Annotated in this window: 12 protein-coding genes and 1 pseudogene; 9 read left to right on the top strand and 4 right to left on the bottom strand. The window is 38.0% G+C overall.

Annotated features, from left to right (window positions below; translation table 11 throughout):
* Window positions 1–58: 58 nt before the first annotated feature.
* Both KKW16_RS03345 and fbpC read left to right on the top strand, forming a co-directional pair.
* A complete protein-coding gene (locus KKW16_RS03345; protein ID WP_048953949.1) occupies window positions 59–2116 on the top strand; it encodes an ABC transporter permease in 2058 nt (685 codons plus the stop codon).
* 24 nt (window positions 2117–2140) lie between these two features.
* Entirely contained in the window at window positions 2141–3190 is a 1050-nt protein-coding gene (fbpC, locus tag KKW16_RS03340; RefSeq protein WP_048953788.1) for a ferric ABC transporter ATP-binding protein, read from the top strand.
* 157 nt (window positions 3191–3347) lie between these two features.
* Here fbpC and nagK read toward each other — a convergent pair whose 3' ends face one another.
* Together nagK and KKW16_RS03330 are read right to left on the bottom strand one after the other, a co-directional pair.
* The gene (gene nagK / locus KKW16_RS03335; RefSeq protein ID WP_048953787.1) at window positions 3348–4262 is read right to left on the bottom strand and encodes an N-acetylglucosamine kinase; all 915 of its coding nucleotides are present in this window, start codon (window positions 4260–4262) and stop codon (window positions 3348–3350) included.
* 63 nt (window positions 4263–4325) lie between these two features.
* Window positions 4326–5051, bottom strand: coding sequence for a phosphatase PAP2 family protein (locus KKW16_RS03330; RefSeq protein WP_048953785.1), 726 nt, complete (start codon window positions 5049–5051; stop codon window positions 4326–4328).
* A 69-nt stretch (window positions 5052–5120) separates the two neighbouring features.
* On the opposite strand from KKW16_RS03330, the gene ribA reads away from it, so the two are divergent.
* Window positions 5121–5771 (top strand): GTP cyclohydrolase II, encoded by a 651-nt coding sequence (ribA, locus tag KKW16_RS03325; protein ID WP_111407506.1) that lies wholly within the window; start codon window positions 5121–5123, stop codon window positions 5769–5771.
* Window positions 5772–6091: 320 nt separating this feature from the next.
* Here the strand turns inward: ribA and KKW16_RS03320 are convergent, their stop codons facing one another.
* Both KKW16_RS03320 and KKW16_RS03315 read right to left on the bottom strand, forming a co-directional pair.
* Window positions 6092–7633 carry a peptide ABC transporter substrate-binding protein gene (locus KKW16_RS03320; RefSeq protein ID WP_140523765.1) on the bottom strand — a complete coding sequence of 514 codons (1542 nt, stop codon included), beginning with the start codon at window positions 7631–7633 and terminating at the stop codon, window positions 6092–6094.
* Window positions 7626–7988 carry a YbaN family protein gene (locus KKW16_RS03315; RefSeq protein WP_048953779.1) on the bottom strand — a complete coding sequence of 121 codons (363 nt, stop codon included), beginning with the start codon at window positions 7986–7988 and terminating at the stop codon, window positions 7626–7628. The genes KKW16_RS03320 and KKW16_RS03315 overlap by 8 nt, the downstream gene beginning before the upstream one ends.
* 122 nt (window positions 7989–8110) lie before the next feature.
* Between KKW16_RS03315 and prlC the strand changes: the two genes are divergently transcribed.
* The 6 genes and pseudogenes from prlC to KKW16_RS03285 all read left to right on the top strand — a co-directional run.
* Window positions 8111–10150 (top strand): oligopeptidase A, encoded by a 2040-nt coding sequence (gene prlC / locus KKW16_RS03310; protein WP_048953948.1) that lies wholly within the window; start codon window positions 8111–8113, stop codon window positions 10148–10150.
* Window positions 10151–10392: 242 nt separating this feature from the next.
* Entirely contained in the window at window positions 10393–11937 is a 1545-nt protein-coding gene (locus KKW16_RS03305; protein WP_048953777.1) for a type I restriction-modification system subunit M, read from the top strand.
* Window positions 11938–11943: 6 nt separating this feature from the next.
* Window positions 11944–13056, top strand: a complete 1113-nt coding sequence (locus KKW16_RS03300) for a restriction endonuclease subunit S (RefSeq protein WP_048953775.1) — start codon at window positions 11944–11946, stop codon at window positions 13054–13056.
* A 72-nt stretch (window positions 13057–13128) separates the two neighbouring features.
* A complete protein-coding gene (locus KKW16_RS03295) occupies window positions 13129–14118 on the top strand; it encodes a virulence RhuM family protein (protein WP_048953774.1) in 990 nt (329 codons plus the stop codon).
* A 19-nt stretch (window positions 14119–14137) separates the two neighbouring features.
* On the top strand, window positions 14138–17233 hold the full coding sequence (locus KKW16_RS03290; protein WP_048953773.1) for a type I restriction endonuclease subunit R: 3096 nt from the start codon (window positions 14138–14140) through the stop codon (window positions 17231–17233).
* A 57-nt stretch (window positions 17234–17290) separates the two neighbouring features.
* A pseudogene (locus KKW16_RS03285) lies at window positions 17291–17410 on the top strand (IS1595 family transposase); the annotation flags it as partial.
* Window positions 17411–17424: the final 14 nt, after the last annotated feature.

Here is a 17424-nt window from a genome sequence, read left to right as displayed (position 1 = left end):
TCACTAACGAAGTGATATGTCGCATATCGCTTCGTTTTTTTACCTTATGCGAGGTTGTATGAACGCAAAAAAACTTTCCATAATGCATTCTGCTTATTTTTGGATTATTTTATCCTTGTTGGCGTTTGCGCTCCTGCCTTCCAATGCACTTGATTACGGTTTGTTTGAAAGTACTTCAGATGAATATTTAGATGCAATGGGCTGGGCTTCTTTCAATTTAACTTGGGCTTGGTTCCTGCCTGTTATTGTATATGGTGCTTTGCCGTTATTTAGATTGCCACAGCAAACCCAAGCAAAAACAGAGCTATTTTTGACCGCACTTTCTGTACTGTTTATGTTTATCAGTGCGACGGTGTACAAAATTAGTATGGGCTATTCCGTGATTGTGTTACTTGTGGGATATACCGCATTAGCAACACTTTCATTAGCAAAACTAAAAGTGATGCAAGGTGATAAGTTTATCATCGCTTCTTTGCTTTGCATTATCTTGCTCATTTTCTTCTTTATCGTTTATCCAACATTGGCGATTTTCGTTTCAATGTTTTATGACGGTGATACGTTTGCGCCACAACAAGTGATGCGAATTTTAACGCAGAGCTATATTGTTCGAGTAATTACCAATTCTCTTTTCTTATCGGGTTTTGTGGGCATAGTTTCGACTGTATTTGGTTTAGCCTTTGCGCTTTATACCACGCGTATCGCTCGTAGAACGGCATTTATCGGAAAAATTTTCTCTATTTTGCCAATTGTTACGCCACCATTTGTTGTGGGATTAGGGGTAACTTTAATGCTTGGCCGTTCTGGTTATGTAACCGAATTTTTAAGTACGAATTTTGGTTTCACCAATCATAACTGGCTTTATGGTTTTAATGGGATTGCGATTGCCCAAATTCTCGCATTTGCCCCTATTTCTTTTATGATTTTAGATGGCGCATTAAAATCCGTACATCCTTCTATTGAAGAAGCCTCTTATACGTTACGAGCCAATCGCTATCAAACTTTTTATAATATTATTTTTCCATTGTTACGCCCCGCATTGGCGAACTCATTTTTAATTGTATTTATCCAATCGCTTGCAGATTTTAGTAACCCATTGGTATTGGGCGGTAGCTTTGATGTGATTGCAACACAGATTTATTTCTATATTGCGGGTTCACAATTAGATTACGCATCAGCAAGTACCTTAGGTTCAATATTATTAATTTTCTCTCTAGCGATTTTTATCATTCAATACATTTGGATTGGTAACCGCTCTTATGTCACCGTTTCAGGTAAATCTTATCGTGGTGATGTGCAAGATCTTCCAACTGGTTTGAAATATACCATCATCGGCATGCTTGGATTCTGGGTAATCTTTAATATGGCGCTTTACGGTAGTATTTTCTACGGAAGTTTCACTGTAAACTGGGGCGTCGACTACACTTTAACCTTGAAAAACTATGCCATGTTATTCGGGCAAGGATTGAGCGATGGGGCATGGCCGTCCCTGATCAATACCTTAATCTATGCAGGTATTGCCGCACCATTAACCGCATTCTTTGGATTATTGATTGCGTACATTGTGGTACGTAAAGATTTCCAAGGTAAAAAATCCCTTGAGTTCTTAACCATGCTTTGCTTTGCCGTGCCGGGTACAGTGGCGGGGGTATCTTACATTTTAGCCTTCAACAATGCACCGCTTTATATTACGGGTACTGGTATTATCGTGATTATTTCAATGGTTATGCGTGACTTACCAATTGGTATGCGGGCAGCGATTGCAGGATTAGGTCAGCTTGATAAATCTCTTGATGAAGCATCGCTTTCTTTAAAAGGAAGTTCGTGGAAAACCTTATGGTATATCGTCTTGCCATTATTAAAACCAGCATTGCTTTCAGCGCTTGTTACCAGCTTCGTTCGTGCAATGACGACAGTGAGCGCAATTATATTCTTAGTGACAGCAGATACTCGGGTTGCAACAGCTTATATCCTAAATCGCGTTGAAGATGGTGAATACGGTGTTGCTATTGCGTACGGCTCAATCTTAATTGTTGTCATGATGGCAATTATTTTATTCTTCGACTGGATTGTAGGTGATACACGTATCTCTCGTTCTAAAGCGAAAAAAATGAATTAACTCGTTAAGTTGTAGGTAAAAATTATGAGTAATAATGATTTCTTAGTATTAAAAAATATCACCAAAGCATTTGGTAAAGCGGTCGTCATTGATAATTTGGATTTAACGATCAAACGTGGCACGATGGTGACATTGTTAGGGCCGTCAGGTTGCGGTAAAACCACCGTATTGCGTTTGGTTGCGGGGTTAGAAAATCCAACATCAGGTCAAATATTTATTGATGGCGAAGACGTAACAAAATCCTCTATTCAAAATCGAGATATTTGTATCGTCTTCCAATCTTATGCGCTATTCCCGCATATGAGCATTGGTGATAACGTGGGCTACGGTTTAAAAATGCAAGGCATTGGCAAAGAAGAACGTGCTCAACGTGTAAAAGAAGCTTTAGAATTGGTGGATTTAGCAGGGTTTGAAGACCGTTTCGTGGATCAAATTTCGGGTGGTCAACAACAACGTGTCGCATTGGCTCGTGCTTTAGTATTGAAACCTAAAGTCCTATTGTTTGATGAACCATTAAGTAATTTGGATGCAAACTTACGTCGTTCAATGCGTGAAAAAATCCGTGAATTGCAACAACGTTTAGGCATTACCTCGCTTTATGTGACACACGATCAAACAGAAGCATTCGCTGTATCTGATGAAGTTATCGTTATGCATAAAGGTAAAATTATGCAAAAAGCGCCAGCGAAAGAGCTTTATCTCCGACCAAATTCCTTGTTCTTAGCTAACTTTATGGGGGAATCCAGTATTTTCGATGGGAAATTAGAAAATAGTGTGGTGGATATTAATGGCTATCATGTGTCTTTAAAAGATGCTGCACAGTTTAATTTACCCGATGGTGAATGCTTAGTAGGTATTCGCCCAGAAGCAATTTATCTTGCTGTAGAGGGCAGTGATGCACAACGTTGCGAGATTAAAAGTGCGGTTTATATGGGCAACCATTGGGAAGTCGTCGCAAATTGGGCAGGAAAAGATTTATTGGTGAATTGTAAGCCAGAAGATTTTAATGCCGATTTAAAACAAGCTTATGTAAATTTATCTGATCACGGTATTTTCTTATTGAAGAAAGAGTAGTACAGCGCATAAAAATGCGGTGAATAATAGCCGTACTTTTTTGTTATCGTGCGAATTGACTAAGACGTAATATGATGAAGTACTTCAGGATATGTTAGTTGAATAAAAATGCGTTCTTACATCGCCTATCCTAACAATCGGATAGGCGAGAGTAAGATTATTTTGAAAGGAACAACGCTGCCGCGCCTCGCACGCCACCAGAATCGCCGTGTTTCGCTTTTTTAATTGGTGGCACTTTTGCTGTTCGCATCAAGTGAGGCGGTAATGCTTTTGGTAAAGCCTCATAAAGGTAATCAAAATTAGATAATCCACCACCTAACACAATCATATGTGGATCAAATGCCGTAATGATATTGCCAATAGAAATCGCCGCCAATTCAACAAAAAGATTCACAAAATCTACCGCACTTTCATTGCCTTGATAGAACAAATCAATAATTTCACGAGCAGATAATGTTTCGCCTTTCAAATCTTGATAAAGCATTTCAAAACCGCGACCAGACAGATAATTATCCAAACAAGCCTTGTTGCCACAACCGCATTGATAAATGGGGGCTTTATCCCATCCCAATAATTTCAAGGCATGATAATTTAGTTGTAAATGACCAAGCTCTCCCGCCATTCCAACTTGACCTGAATGAACTTTACCATTTAGGACAAAGCCGCCACCAAAACCAGTCCCAAGAATTAAACCAAGTACAGTCGGATATTGCTGATTTTCCGCATCCCATGCTTCAGATAACGCAAAACAATTTGCATCATTTTCTGCCCGCACTTCACGCCCTAAACGCGCAGACAAATCGCGTAAAATTGGTTTATTATCTGCCACACGAATATTGGTAATTTCGGCTAATCCAGTTTGTTGATTCACAAAACCTGGTATGCCCAAACCTACGGTGCTTATCTCACCAAACTTTTCATCAGCACGATTCACTAAATCTACAATCGTGTTAAGCCATTCATCATAGTCGGTTTTAGGTGTTGGTACCCGTTCAGAGTATAATTTTTCTAATTTTTCATTGAATACGGCAAGCTCTATTTTCGTGCCACCAATATCTAAACCATAATACATAGTCTGCTCCTTTATAAAGAAGTGCGGTTAAAATTAGGAAAAACTTTAACCGCACTTAAATCATTATTTTATGACGAAGATCGCCTTTTTCTTTAAAAAAGTAAAAATAATGCTATTAATCAACCATGCCAGTAATGTCGCCACCAATAAATCTATTGGGTAATGCATGCCTAATCGCACACGGCTAATCAACATCAATAAGCCCCACACCGCAATGCCCGCCACCAGCAATTTTGCTTTAAAAGAACGGTTACCTAATAATTGAGTAAAGCCAACAGCAAGCATCAGCCAAGTTGCTGCAAAAATCGTATGCCCTGAGGGAAACGAATACCCTGTTTCATTTTCATAATGATGAACTAACCAAGCTGGCGTGATGGCATCCATCGAATAAAAATCCTTAGCGATTTCTGCACGCAAAGTGCGGTCATTTTTATAAAAGTTTTCAGGTGTTGAATGAGTTTGCTCAGCTAGATAAACGGTGAACGGACGAGGTTCTTCAAATAATGCTTTTGCCCCCGTTTTTGCAGCTTGAGTAGCAATAACTGAAATCCCCATCACAATTACACCTAATATCCATTGTTTTGGATTTTTGAATAAAAACGCAAACAAAAGCGCAAATAACACACAGGTGATCAACGCATAAGGTACACTTCCTGTTTCGGTGAGTAAATAAAGCCAATAATCAGCTTCAGTTAATTGGCTATTGCCATGCCACTGATAGGAAATACCCCAGATAAAAAATGGTACAAGACAAAGTAATAACGTATATAATGACAGCCTTTTTAACATGCTCGCCCCTTGAGAATAAAAAATAACGCGCGCATTTTAGCAGAAATGATGACGAATAAGGATCACTTTATGGCAAAAATTCAGTTAGTTACGCAAGCCAATTTACCCACTGAATACGGTCTTTTCAGAATGGTGGGGTTTGAATTTCCAGATACTAAAAAAGAGCACGTAGCCTTAGTGATGGGCGATATTTCTAATGTGGATGAACCTGTATTAGCGCGCATCCATTCTGAATGTTTAACTGGTGATGCGCTCCACAGCTTAAAATGCGATTGTGGTTTCCAACTAGCGACAGCATTGAAACAAATTCAAGAAGAAGGTCGCGGTGTCTTAATTTATCATCGTGAAGAAGGCCGCGGAATTGGTTTGATTAATAAAATTCGCGCGTATTCTTTACAAGATAACGGAATGGATACGATTGAAGCTAATCTTGCTTTAGGTTTCAAAGCAGATGAACGCAACTTTGAAGTCTGTGCCGATATGTTCGAGCTACTTGGTGTCAAAAAAGTTCGCTTGATGACCAACAACCCAGAAAAAGTAGAAACCATGAAAAAAGCAGGTATCAACGTGGTTGAACGAGTACCGCTTAATGTAGGCGAAAACCGCTACAACACAAAATATCTTGATACAAAAGCGAAAAAAATGGGTCATTACATTGTACATAACAATGACGAACAACATTTAATGGCCTGTCCACATTGCCAAGAAGAGATTATTTAATAAAATAATACATGTTAAAAAAGCCATACTGTTGTATTGAACAGTATGGCTTTTTTATTTAAACTTTATGCCACGGAATAATCAAAAGATTTTTTAGCATATTGCTAAAAACGAGAAACCCCGTCTCGTATTCCAAAGATCGGGGCTTATCAGGAGTAAGTAAAATGAAAAAAATGCTCTTTTTCATTTTCTTGATTATCTGTTGTTTAGTTAGCTGTTCAGGCACAGTTATCTAAGATAATCGCTACGGGGACGATGTCGGAGTTGTCCCCAATGCCTCCAATCTTAAAGAATTCTTTCCTTGATTGCAAGCTAGATTACTAATTTTTAACCTTTCGCCATAAATCTTTACTATAAATGGTTCCAACAGAATTTACTTGCGCGCCCATTATGCTTGGCGTGAGATAAACGGGCGTACTATATTGAAAAATGGGTAACACTAAATATTCTTGTTGAACTATCCTTTTTAATTTCGCGTAATTTTCTAACCGCACTTTTTCGGATGTCGCCGTCATTGCAGCTTCAAATAAACGATCAAATTCTGCATTTTTATAGCCATTTTTGTTATCAGGGCTTTTAGAATAGAACAAATTTAAGAAAGCGATGGGATCATTAAAATCAGCACACCAGCCAGAACGAATTAATTGAAAATCGCCTTTTGTGCGAGCTGTTTGCAATTCTTGCCAACTCATCCCTTGATTTTCAACTCGTAATAAATCTGATTGCGATAATTGGCGATTTAATCTTGTTGCAATGGTTTGATTCAGAGACGAATCATCATAACGAATGCGTAATTTCAACGGGTGAGTTTCAGTAATTTGGTTTTGGGAAAGAAGCTGTTCTGCAACAACTGGCTCCCAAACCGATTCTTGCTCACCTAGCATAGATTTAGGTAAAAAAGTATTACTTGGATAAAGATGAGCAATATCAGCAACCAAATTTTTCGTAGAAATCATCGAAGCAATCGCTTTTCTTACCGCACTTTTTTGCAACATAGGATCGGCAAGATTAAACTCATAGAAGTAAGTACAAAGTTGCGGATAATCTTGGATATTTTGAACTGTTTTTTGCGGATTTATTGCAATATCAAAATCAGACAAATCTCTATCTGCTTCAATTTTTTGATACTGCACTTGCTGAAATATCACTTTTTCTTTCGCCCAATAATAAGGATTGGCAGTTAAAATGTGCTGATTTTCAGTCTGACTTTGTAATTGATAGGCACCATTACTGATAAACGTTTCAGTCGATTTCGTATAGCGAGGAAAAAGGCTGACGTGCGCCAGCATAGAAGGTAAATATGGCGATGCTTTATCTAATTCAATGCGTAAAGTGCGGTCATTTTCAACGAATAATCCAAGAGATTCAACGATTAGCGTTTTTTCCAATACTGCCTTCGCATTTTTCAGATTCATAAAAGCCAAATAATTTTTAAGTGGACTTTCAGATTGAGAAAGTGCTTGCCAAGATTGCATAAAATCTGATGCTGTTACTGCTTCACCATTTGACCATTTGGCATTTTCACGCAAAGTGAAAATCCATGTTTTATTATCTTTAGTTTGCCAGCTTTCTGCCACGGCAGGAACAAGATTACCTTGCGCATCATAAGCCGTTAAGCCTTCAAAAAGATCGCGTAATAATTGGGTTTGCTCTTCGCTTTGTGCTTGCCAAGGTTGCAAAGTAAGATCGCCATAAACACCACGTTTTAATTCAACTCGGTTAGATTCCAATTGAGTATTTTTCGGTGACTCAACTTGTATCGAAACAGGCTTGGGATTATCTAATTTATCACAAGCCATCACCGTAAAAACAATGGAAAAAATAACCGCACTTCGTTGGCACAAAGCGAGAAAATTATTCATTTTCAGTTTTAATCCAAAACAAGAAGAACCAATACTTAATACAAATCAATGCAGCAATAATGCTACGCCCTATTACGCTTGGCGTGAAATAAAAACCAATAAGTAACATTGTGGTCGAAAAACTCAAAATATAAATTTTGGTATTTTTCTTTAATGATCGATTTTCATTAAAAGACTTAAGATGTTTTTGATAAATACTTGTGCCTAAAAACCATTGTTCTAAGCGTTTTGAACCTTTTGCAAAGAAAAATAAAGTAAGTAATAAAAAAGGCGTGGTAGGTAAAATAGGAAGGAAAATTCCAATAATGCCAAGTGCAAGAGAAAGAAAACCTAAAGCAATGTAAATAAACTTCATAATGTTCCTAATAAAAAGAAAATGCGAACCATTATTACTGATTTTTTAGATTTTTCAACCTTGATATTATAGAATTTGCCGTCACATAAAAAGTAGTTTTCAAAAAAGGAACATTTATGTCTATGTCAAATCCATTACTTAACATTCAAGGCTTACCGCCATTTTCACAAATCAAGCCAGAACATATTCAACCGGCTGTTGAAAAATTAATTCAAGACTGTCGCGATACGATAGAACAAGTGTTAAAACAACCGCACTTTACTTGGGAAAATTTGATTTTACCTTTAATGGAAACCAATGATCGCTTAAATCGTGCTTGGTCACCCGTTTCTCATCTCAATTCAGTAAAAAATAGTGCTGAATTACGTGAAGCCTATCAAGCGTGCTTACCATTACTTTCTGAATACAGCACTTGGGTTGGCCAGCATAAAGGGCTTTATAATGCCTATTTAGCGTTAAAAAACAGTGCTGAATTTGCTGATTATTCTATTGCGCAAAAGAAAGCCATTGAAAATTCACTGCGTGATTTTGAACTTTCAGGTATCGGGCTTACCGAAGATAAACAACAACGTTATGGCGAAATTGTGGCGCGCTTATCGGAATTAAATTCACAATTTAGCAATAATGTATTAGATGCCACCATGGGTTGGGAAAAACTCATTGAAAACGAATCAGAACTTGCAGGCTTACCAGAGTCCGCACTGCAAGCAGCACAACAATCTGCCGAAAGTAAAGGATTAAAAGGCTATCGTTTTACGTTAGAAATCCCAAGTTATTTGCCTGTTATGACTTACTGTGAAAATCGTGCATTGCGTGAAGAAATGTACCATGCTTATGCAACACGCGCCTCAGAGCAAGGCCCTAATGCTGGCAAATGGGACAACAGTAAAGTTATGGAGGAAATTCTTACATTACGCGTGGAATTGGCAAAATTGCTCGGTTTCAACACTTACACCGAACTTTCACTTGCCACAAAAATGGCAGAAAACCCACAACAAGTGCTTGATTTCTTAGATCATCTTGCCGAACGAGCCAAACCACAAGGCGAAAAAGAATTGCAAGAATTGAGAGATTACTGCGAAAAAGAATTTGGTGTCACTGAACTTGCACCTTGGGATATTGGTTTTTACAGCGAAAAACAAAAACAACATTTGTACGCCATTAATGATGAAGAACTTCGCCCTTACTTTCCTGAAAATCGCGTGATTTCGGGATTGTTTGAATTAATTAAACGTATTTTCAATATTCGTGCAGTTGAACGAAAAGGCGTGGACACTTGGCATAAAGATGTGCGCTTCTTTGATTTAATTGATGAAAACGATCAACTCCGTGGCAGTTTCTATCTTGATTTATATGCACGCGAACACAAACGTGGCGGTGCTTGGATGGATGATTGTATTGGGCGCAAGCGTAAACTGGATGGCAGTATTCAAACCCCAGTGGCTTATTTAACTTGCAACTTCAACGCACCGATAGGGAATAAACCAGCGTTATTTACGCACGATGAAGTCACCACGCTATTCCACGAATTTGGTCACGGCATTCATCATATGCTCACACAAATTGATGTCTCCGATGTGGCGGGTATTAACGGTGTGCCTTGGGATGCCGTGGAATTACCAAGTCAATTTATGGAAAACTGGTGTTGGGAAGAAGAGGCTTTGGCGTTTATTTCAGGACATTACGAAACAGGCGAGCCGTTGCCAAAAGAAAAACTCACGCAATTGTTAAAAGCGAAAAATTTCCAAGCGGCGATGTTTATTTTACGTCAGCTTGAATTTGGGATTTTTGATTTCCGTCTGCATCACACCTTTGATGCGGAAAAAACCAATCAAATATTAGAAACACTTAAGGCAGTGAAATCACAAGTTGCCGTCATAAAAGGCGTAGATTGGGCAAGAACCCCGCATAGCTTCAGCCATATTTTTGCAGGGGGCTACGCCGCAGGTTATTACAGCTATTTATGGGCAGAAGTATTATCGGCTGATGCTTATTCACGCTTTGAAGAAGAAGGTATTTTCAACCCAATCACCGGCAAATCATTCTTAGATGAAATTCTCACCCGTGGCGGCTCAGAAGAACCAATGGAACTCTTCAAACGCTTCCGTGGTCGTGAACCGCAATTAGATGCATTGTTAAGACATAAAGGCATTATGAATTAATATATCAATCTATAGGGCATGCACGACATGCCCTTTTTCAAATATTTTCCGCTAAAAAAGCCCTTCATAAAAACATTGCAAATTTCAACCGCACTTTATCAAGACAAAACCTGCAAACAAGACATTATTTTTACAAATAGCCACAAGATAAACTCATAGAAATTCACGTAGAATAGACTAATTTCCTGTATAATTTTTCACATCTTTATTTAACTCATTACATAAAATATTTTGAGGATTTTATGACAATAGCAATGCAACAACGTGCCGAACTCCAACGCAAAATTTGGCAAATTGCTAATGATGTGCGTGGTTCCGTCGATGGTTGGGATTTTAAACAATATGTGCTTGGCACACTTTTCTATCGTTTTATTAGTGAAAACTTTACCAATTATATTGAAGCGGGTGATGAAAGTGTGAATTACGCTAAATTGCCAGATGAAATCATCACACCTGAAATTAAAACGGATGCCATAAAAACCAAAGGTTACTTTATTTATCCAAGCCAGCTATTTAAAAATGTTGTAGCGACAGCCAATACTAATCCGAATTTAAATACAGATCTGAAAAGCATTTTTACTGATATCGAAAACTCCGCTACTGGCTATCCTTCCGAACAAGATATTAAAGGCTTATTTGCCGATTTTGATACCACCAGCAACCGCTTGGGCAATACCGTTGCTGATAAAAACAGCTGTCTAGCCGCCGTGTTAAAAGGCGTTGCCGAGTTAGATTTTGGTGACTTTGAAGATAATCATATTGATTTATTCGGTGATGCTTACGAATTTTTAATTTCCAACTATGCTGCCAATGCGGGTAAATCAGGTGGCGAGTTCTTTACGCCACAATGTGTTTCCAAGCTAATTGCTCGACTGGCTTTATATGGACAAGACAAGGTCAATAAAATTTATGACCCTGCTGCAGGTTCAGGTTCTTTATTATTGCAAGCGAAAAAACCATTTGATGAACATATCATTGAAGACGGATTCTTCGGGCAGGAAATTAATCACACTACTTACAACCTTGCCCGTATGAATATGTTTTTGCATAACATCAACTACGACAAGTTTGATATCGCCCTTGGCAACACTTTAATGAACCCGCAATTTGGTGATGATAAACCCTTTGATGCTATCGTTTCTAACCCGCCTTACTCCGTGAAATGGATTGGCTCAGACGATCCAACGCTAATTAACGATGAACGCTTCGCCCCTGCCGGCGTGCTTGCGCCAAAATCGAAAGCGGACTTTGCCTTTATTTTACATGCACTAAGTTATCTTTCAGCAAAAGGCCGAGCGGCGATTGTCTCCTTCCCCGGCATTTTTTATCGCGGCGGTGCCGAGCAAAAAATTCGTCAATATTTGGTGGATAATAACTATGTGGAAACGGTGATTGCGCTTGCGCCAAATCTCTTTTTCGGCACCAGTATTGCGGTGAATATTTTGGTGCTTTCCAAACATAAATCCAATACCCAAACCCAATTTATCGATGCCAGCGGTTTATTTAAATCCGCCACCAATAACAACATTTTGGAAGAGGAACATATTGAGCAAATTCTCAAACTGTTTGCCGATAAAGAAGATGTACCGCATTTGGCAAAATTAGTTCCCATTGAAGAAATCGCCAAAAATGAATACAACCTTGCAGTGAGTTCGTATGTGGAACAAAAAGACACCCGAGAAGTGATTGATATCGATAAACTCAACGCAGAAATTAAACAAACCGTTGCCAACATCGACCGCTTGCGTGCAGAAATTGACAAGATTGTGGCGGAGATTGAGGGGTAAAACACCATGAAAAACAACCGCACTTTTTTAGAAAAATTATTGGATGGGGCTGAGGTTGAGTGGAAGCCACTGTCTTTAGTCTCAGAAATGCAACGCGGAAAAACAATAACTGCAAAATCTACAAATGAGGGAAAAATTCCTGTCATTAGTGGAGGGCAAAAACCAGCTTATTATCATAGCGAATCAAACCGTGACGGTAAGACTATTACGGTTGCTGGTAGCGGAGCTTATGCTGGCTATATAATGTACTGGGAAGAACCTATTTTTGTTAGTGATGCCTTTTCAATTAAAACAGATGAATCTTTATTACAAATAAAATACGTTTACCATTTTTTATTGCAAAATCAGCAAAAAATTTATGCAATGAAGAAAGGTTCTGGTGTTCCCCACGTTTATCCTAAAGATATCGGAACACTAACCATCCCCATCCCCCCACTCCCCGTCCAAACCAAAATCGTAAAAATTTTGGACGCATTGACAGCGCTTACCAGCGAGCTTACCAGCGAGCTTACCAGCGAGCTTATACTACGCCGGAAGCAGTATGAATACTATCGAGAAAAATTATTATCTTTTGATAGTTTAGAGCAATTAAATTCGGGGGGGGGGAAGAAGAAACTTATTGATGTATGTATCAATATCTTCTCTGGCAAAAATAAAGAGAGAAATGATAGCGGGCTGTATCCAATTTATGGATCAACTGGAATTATTGGGAAAACCAACAAAAAAGAATTTTCTAATGAACAAATTTTGGTTGCTCGTGTTGGTGCTAATGCTGGCTATGTTCATATCGCTAAAGGGGAATATGATGTTTCGGACAATACCTTAATTGTTCAAAATAATGAGAATATTGATCTTAAGTTTCTTTATCATACTTTGGTTAATATGAAGTTAAATCAATATGCAAAGGGTGCAGGGCAACCACTTATTACAGCTGGACAATTAAAATCAATGGAGATAAATGTTCCCTCACTCGAAGAACAACAATGCATCGTTTCAATCCTAGATAAATTTGAAACCTTAACCAATTCCATCACCGAAGGCTTACCTTTAGCGATTGAACAAAGCCAAAAGCGGTATGAGTATTATAGAGAATTGTTATTAAATTTTAATAACACGTAGGGTGGGCTTCAGCCCACCAATTAATCACAACAAACTGTGGGCTAAGCCCCCCTACAAATTCGAGAAGAAATAATGAATGACTTAATCATCTACAACACCGACGACGGTAAATCTCACGTTGCTTTATTGGTTGTCGAAAATGAGGCTTGGCTGACCCAAAATCAGCTTGCGGAACTTTTTGACACCTCTGTACAAAATATCGCCTTACATATAAAAAATATATTAGAAGACAATGAATTAGATGAAAATTCAGTTATCAAGGATTACTTGATAACTGCCCAAGATGGCAAGCAATATCAAGTAAAACATTATTCCCTTGATATGATTCTCGCCATCGGCTTTCGTGTGCGTAGCCCTCGTGGTGTACAGTTTCGCCGTTGGGCGAATACGCAATTACGTACTTATTTAGATAAAGGTTTTCTATTAGATAAAGAGAGGTTGAAAAATCCGCAAGGTCGATTTGATCATTTTGATGAATTACTGGAACAAATTCGTGAAATTCGAGCCAGTGAATTGCGGTTTTATCAAAAAGTACGAGAGTTATTTAAATTATCTAGTGACTACGATAAAACAGATAAAGTCACTCAAATGTTTTTTGCAGAAACACAAAATAAGTTGATCTATGCCATTACACAACAAACCGCTGCAGAACTCATTTGTACTCGTGCAAATGCTGAATTGCCTAATATGGGCCTCACCTCTTGGAAAGGTACTGTTGTACGTAAAGGGGATATTATTACCGCTAAAAACTATTTAACCCGTGATGAATTAGATTCCTTGAATCGTCTAGTGATGATCTTTTTAGAAAGTGCAGAATTACGCGTTAAAAACCGTCAAGATCTCACATTAAATTTCTGGCGTAATAATGTCGATAATTTAATTGAATTTAACGGTTTTCCGCTGCTTATCGGTAATGGAACCCGAACCGTAAAACAAATGGAAACCTTTACCAAAGAACAATATGCCTTATTTGATCAAGTCAGAAAACAGCAAAAACGCATACAGGCTGATAATGAAGATTTAGAAATTTTAGAAAACTGGCAAAAAGAGCTGAAAAAGTAAAAGAATTAAGGAACCACTCATGACCCAATACAAAACCATCGCTGAATCCAATAATTTTATCGTTTTAGATCAATATAATAAATTTGTGGAAGAGCCTAACGCTGGTTACCAAACGGAAGGGAGCCTTGAGCGTGAATTTATTCGTGATTTACAGGCGCAAGGTTATGAGTATTTACAAGGACTTAATCATCACGATGAACTGATTAAAAACTTACGTGTTCAATTACAACGGTTGAATAATATGGTTTTCTCCGATGCAGAATGGCGACGTTTTTTAGAAGAATATTTGGATAAACCGAGCGATAGTCTGATAGAGAAAACCCGCAAAATTCATGATGACTATATTTATGATTTTGTGTTTGATGATGGGCACATTCAGAATATTTATCTGCTAGATAAGAGAAATCTTGCCAATAACGCTGTGCAAGTTATCAATCAATTTGAACAAACCGGCAGCTATGACAATCGTTATGATGTGACAATTTTGGTGAATGGTTTACCGCTTGTACATATTGAATTAAAAAAACGTGGCGTGGCCATTCGTGAAGCCTTTAATCAAATTCACCGCTACAGCAAAGAAAGTTTCAATAAAGAAAATTCGCTCTTTAAATATATTCAGATTTTTGTCATTTCTAATGGCACGGACACCCGCTATTTTGCCAATACCACCAAACGCGATAAGAATAGCTATGACTTCACAATGAATTGGGCAACGGCAAAAAATACTCTGATTAAAGATTTAAAGGATTTTACAGCGACATTCCTACAAAAACATACTCTGCTCAATGTATTGGTAAATTACTGCGTGTTTGATGTTTCTGACACCCTATTGATTATGCGCCCATATCAAATTGCCGCTACCGAGCGTATTTTATGGAAAATTAAAAGTTCATATCTGGCGAAAAATTGGAGCAATAAAGAAAGCGGAGGCTATATTTGGCATACCACAGGCTCAGGCAAAACCCTCACCAGTTTTAAAGCCGCACGCCTTGCAACAGAATTAGACTTTATTGAAAAAGTATTCTTCGTAGTAGATAGAAAGGATTTGGACTATCAAACTATGAAAGAATACCAACGTTTTTCACCAGATAGCGTGAATGGTTCGGAAAGTACGGCAGGATTAAAACGCAATATCGAAAAAGACGACAATAAGATCATTGTTACTACCATTCAAAAACTCAATAATCTGATGAAATCGGAAGATAAATTGCCGATTTACGATAAGCAGGTCGTCTTTATCTTCGATGAATGTCATCGTTCTCAATTTGGTGAAGCGCAAAAAAATCTGACGAGAAAATTCAAAAAATACTATCAATTCGGTTTTACCGGTACGCCGATTTTCCCAAGTAACGCATTAGGTGCAGAAACCACGGCGAGTGTTTTTGGCATTGAACTTCACTCTTACATTATCACCGATGCGATTCGTGATGAAAAAGTGCTGAAATTTAAAGTGGATTACAACGATGTTCGCCCACAATTTAAAAGCATTGAAACCGAAAAAAATCTTGAAAAACTGACCACACTTGAGAAGAAACAAGCTTTTTTACACCCAGAACGTATCAAGCAAATTGCCCAATATGTTTTAGATAATTTCAAACAAAAGACTCATCGCTTTAATGCCGGTAACAATGGCTTCAATGCCATGTTTGCCGTAAGCAGTGTCGATGCGGCTAAAATCTATTACGAAACGTTCAAACGGTTGCAAAGTGCGGTCAAAAATCCACTTAAAATTGCAACAATTTTTTCCTTTGCCGCTAATGAAGAGCAAGATGCGATTGGCGATATTGTCGATGAAAGTTTTGAAGTGGATGCGATGAACTCCTCAGCCAAGGAATTTTTAAAATCTGCCATTGATGATTATAACGGCTATTTTGCCACCAATTATGATGTGGATGGTAAATCCTTCCAAAACTACTATCGTGATCTTGCTAAACGCGTTAAAAACAAAGAGGTGGATTTACTGATTGTTGTTGGAATGTTTTTAACTGGTTTTGATGCCCCAACCTTAAACACGTTATTTGTGGATAAAAACTTGCGTTACCATGGCTTGATTCAAGCTTATTCACGCACAAACCGCATTTATAACAGCACCAAAAGTTTTGGCAATATCGTCACTTTCCGTGATTTGGAACAAGATACCATTGATGCGATTACCCTTTTCGGTAAATCCAATACGCGCAATGTCGTTTTGGAAAAAAGTTACCAAGAATATATGGAAGGCTTTACCGATGCAGGTGTTGCCTGTCGTGGGTATTTAGACGTTATTGCAGAGTTACAAGAACGCTTCCCGGATCCAGATGTAATTCAAACGGAAAAAGACAAGAAAGATTTTGTGAAATTATTTGGTGAATATTTGCGAGTTGAAAATATTCTGCAAAACTACGATGAGTTCTCTGCTTTACAAGCATTTCAATCGCTCGATACCAACGATGCAAAAGCCGTTGAAGCCTTTAAAGAAAAATATTATTTAACGGATGAGGCTTTTGCTGAAATGCAACCTATTGATATGCCAAGCGAACGTAGCATTCAGAATTACCGTTCAACTTACAACGATATTCGGGATTGGCTCCGTCGTCAAAAAGATGGCGAGGAAAAAGCAAAATCGACCATTGATTGGGACGATGTGGTGTTTGAAGTGGATTTATTAAAATCCCAAGAAATCAATTTAGATTACATTTTAGAATTAATATTTGAGCACAATAAAAAAACTAAAAACAAATCTGAGCTTATTGATGAAATTCGTGCCATTATCCGCTCTAGCCTTGGAAATCGAGCGAAAGAAAGTTTGATTGTGGATTTTATTAATCAAACTGATTTAGATAACATTGCCGATAAAGCTGGCATTATTGAGTCATTCTTCCAATTTGCCCAAAAAGAGCAACAACAAGAAGCCAATGAATTGATAAATACCGAAGGACTTAATATTGAAGATGCCAAACGTTATATTAACGTGTCATTACAACGTGGATATGCAAGTGAACAAGGTACAGATTTAAATGAGGCGCTTCCTAAAATGAGCCCACTTAATCCACAATACCTCACTAAAAAACAGAGTGTTTTCCAAAAAATATCCGCATTTGTTGAAAAATTTAAAGGTATTGGGGGAAAAGTTTAAATTTAAGGGGTTGTCCTAGATAACGACTAAAAACTCTATTTAGGCTAAGATAGCCAAATGAGAAAAAGTCTCCTAAGTCAGCATAAACAAAATAAACTTATTGATCTATTTGTGGTAGATATGACAGCTCGAACCGCAATTGTGTTAGCAAATATAAATAAAGCCACTTTAGCTTATGTAAAGGACAAAAG

The organism is Haemophilus sp. SZY H8, from assembly GCF_018829755.1.
Lineage (GTDB): Bacteria > Pseudomonadota > Gammaproteobacteria > Enterobacterales > Pasteurellaceae > Haemophilus > Haemophilus haemolyticus_K.
Note: the sequence above shows the minus strand (reverse complement) of the source record. Positions and strands in the feature narration are given on the sequence as shown.

What these genes read in the sequence shown, in the direction of transcription:
- KKW16_RS03345 (WP_048953949.1), top strand. Translation starts at nt 59, where the DNA reads ATGAACGCAAAAAAACTTTCCATAATGCATTCTGCTTATTTTTGGATT.
- KKW16_RS03295 (WP_048953774.1), top strand. Translation starts at nt 13,129, where the DNA reads ATGAATGACTTAATCATCTACAACACCGACGACGGTAAATCTCACGTT.
- KKW16_RS03315 (WP_048953779.1), bottom strand. Translation starts at nt 7,988, where the DNA reads ATGAAGTTTATTTACATTGCTTTAGGTTTTCTTTCTCTTGCACTTGGC.
- KKW16_RS03320 (WP_140523765.1), bottom strand. Translation starts at nt 7,633, where the DNA reads ATGAATAATTTTCTCGCTTTGTGCCAACGAAGTGCGGTTATTTTTTCC.
- KKW16_RS03290 (WP_048953773.1), top strand. Translation starts at nt 14,138, where the DNA reads ATGACCCAATACAAAACCATCGCTGAATCCAATAATTTTATCGTTTTA.
- KKW16_RS03330 (WP_048953785.1), bottom strand. Translation starts at nt 5,051, where the DNA reads ATGTTAAAAAGGCTGTCATTATATACGTTATTACTTTGTCTTGTACCA.
- ribA (WP_111407506.1), top strand. Translation starts at nt 5,121, where the DNA reads ATGGCAAAAATTCAGTTAGTTACGCAAGCCAATTTACCCACTGAATAC.
- nagK (WP_048953787.1), bottom strand. Translation starts at nt 4,262, where the DNA reads ATGTATTATGGTTTAGATATTGGTGGCACGAAAATAGAGCTTGCCGTA.
- KKW16_RS03305 (WP_048953777.1), top strand. Translation starts at nt 10,393, where the DNA reads ATGACAATAGCAATGCAACAACGTGCCGAACTCCAACGCAAAATTTGG.
- prlC (WP_048953948.1), top strand. Translation starts at nt 8,111, where the DNA reads ATGTCAAATCCATTACTTAACATTCAAGGCTTACCGCCATTTTCACAA.
- fbpC (WP_048953788.1), top strand. Translation starts at nt 2,141, where the DNA reads ATGAGTAATAATGATTTCTTAGTATTAAAAAATATCACCAAAGCATTT.
- KKW16_RS03300 (WP_048953775.1), top strand. Translation starts at nt 11,944, where the DNA reads ATGAAAAACAACCGCACTTTTTTAGAAAAATTATTGGATGGGGCTGAG.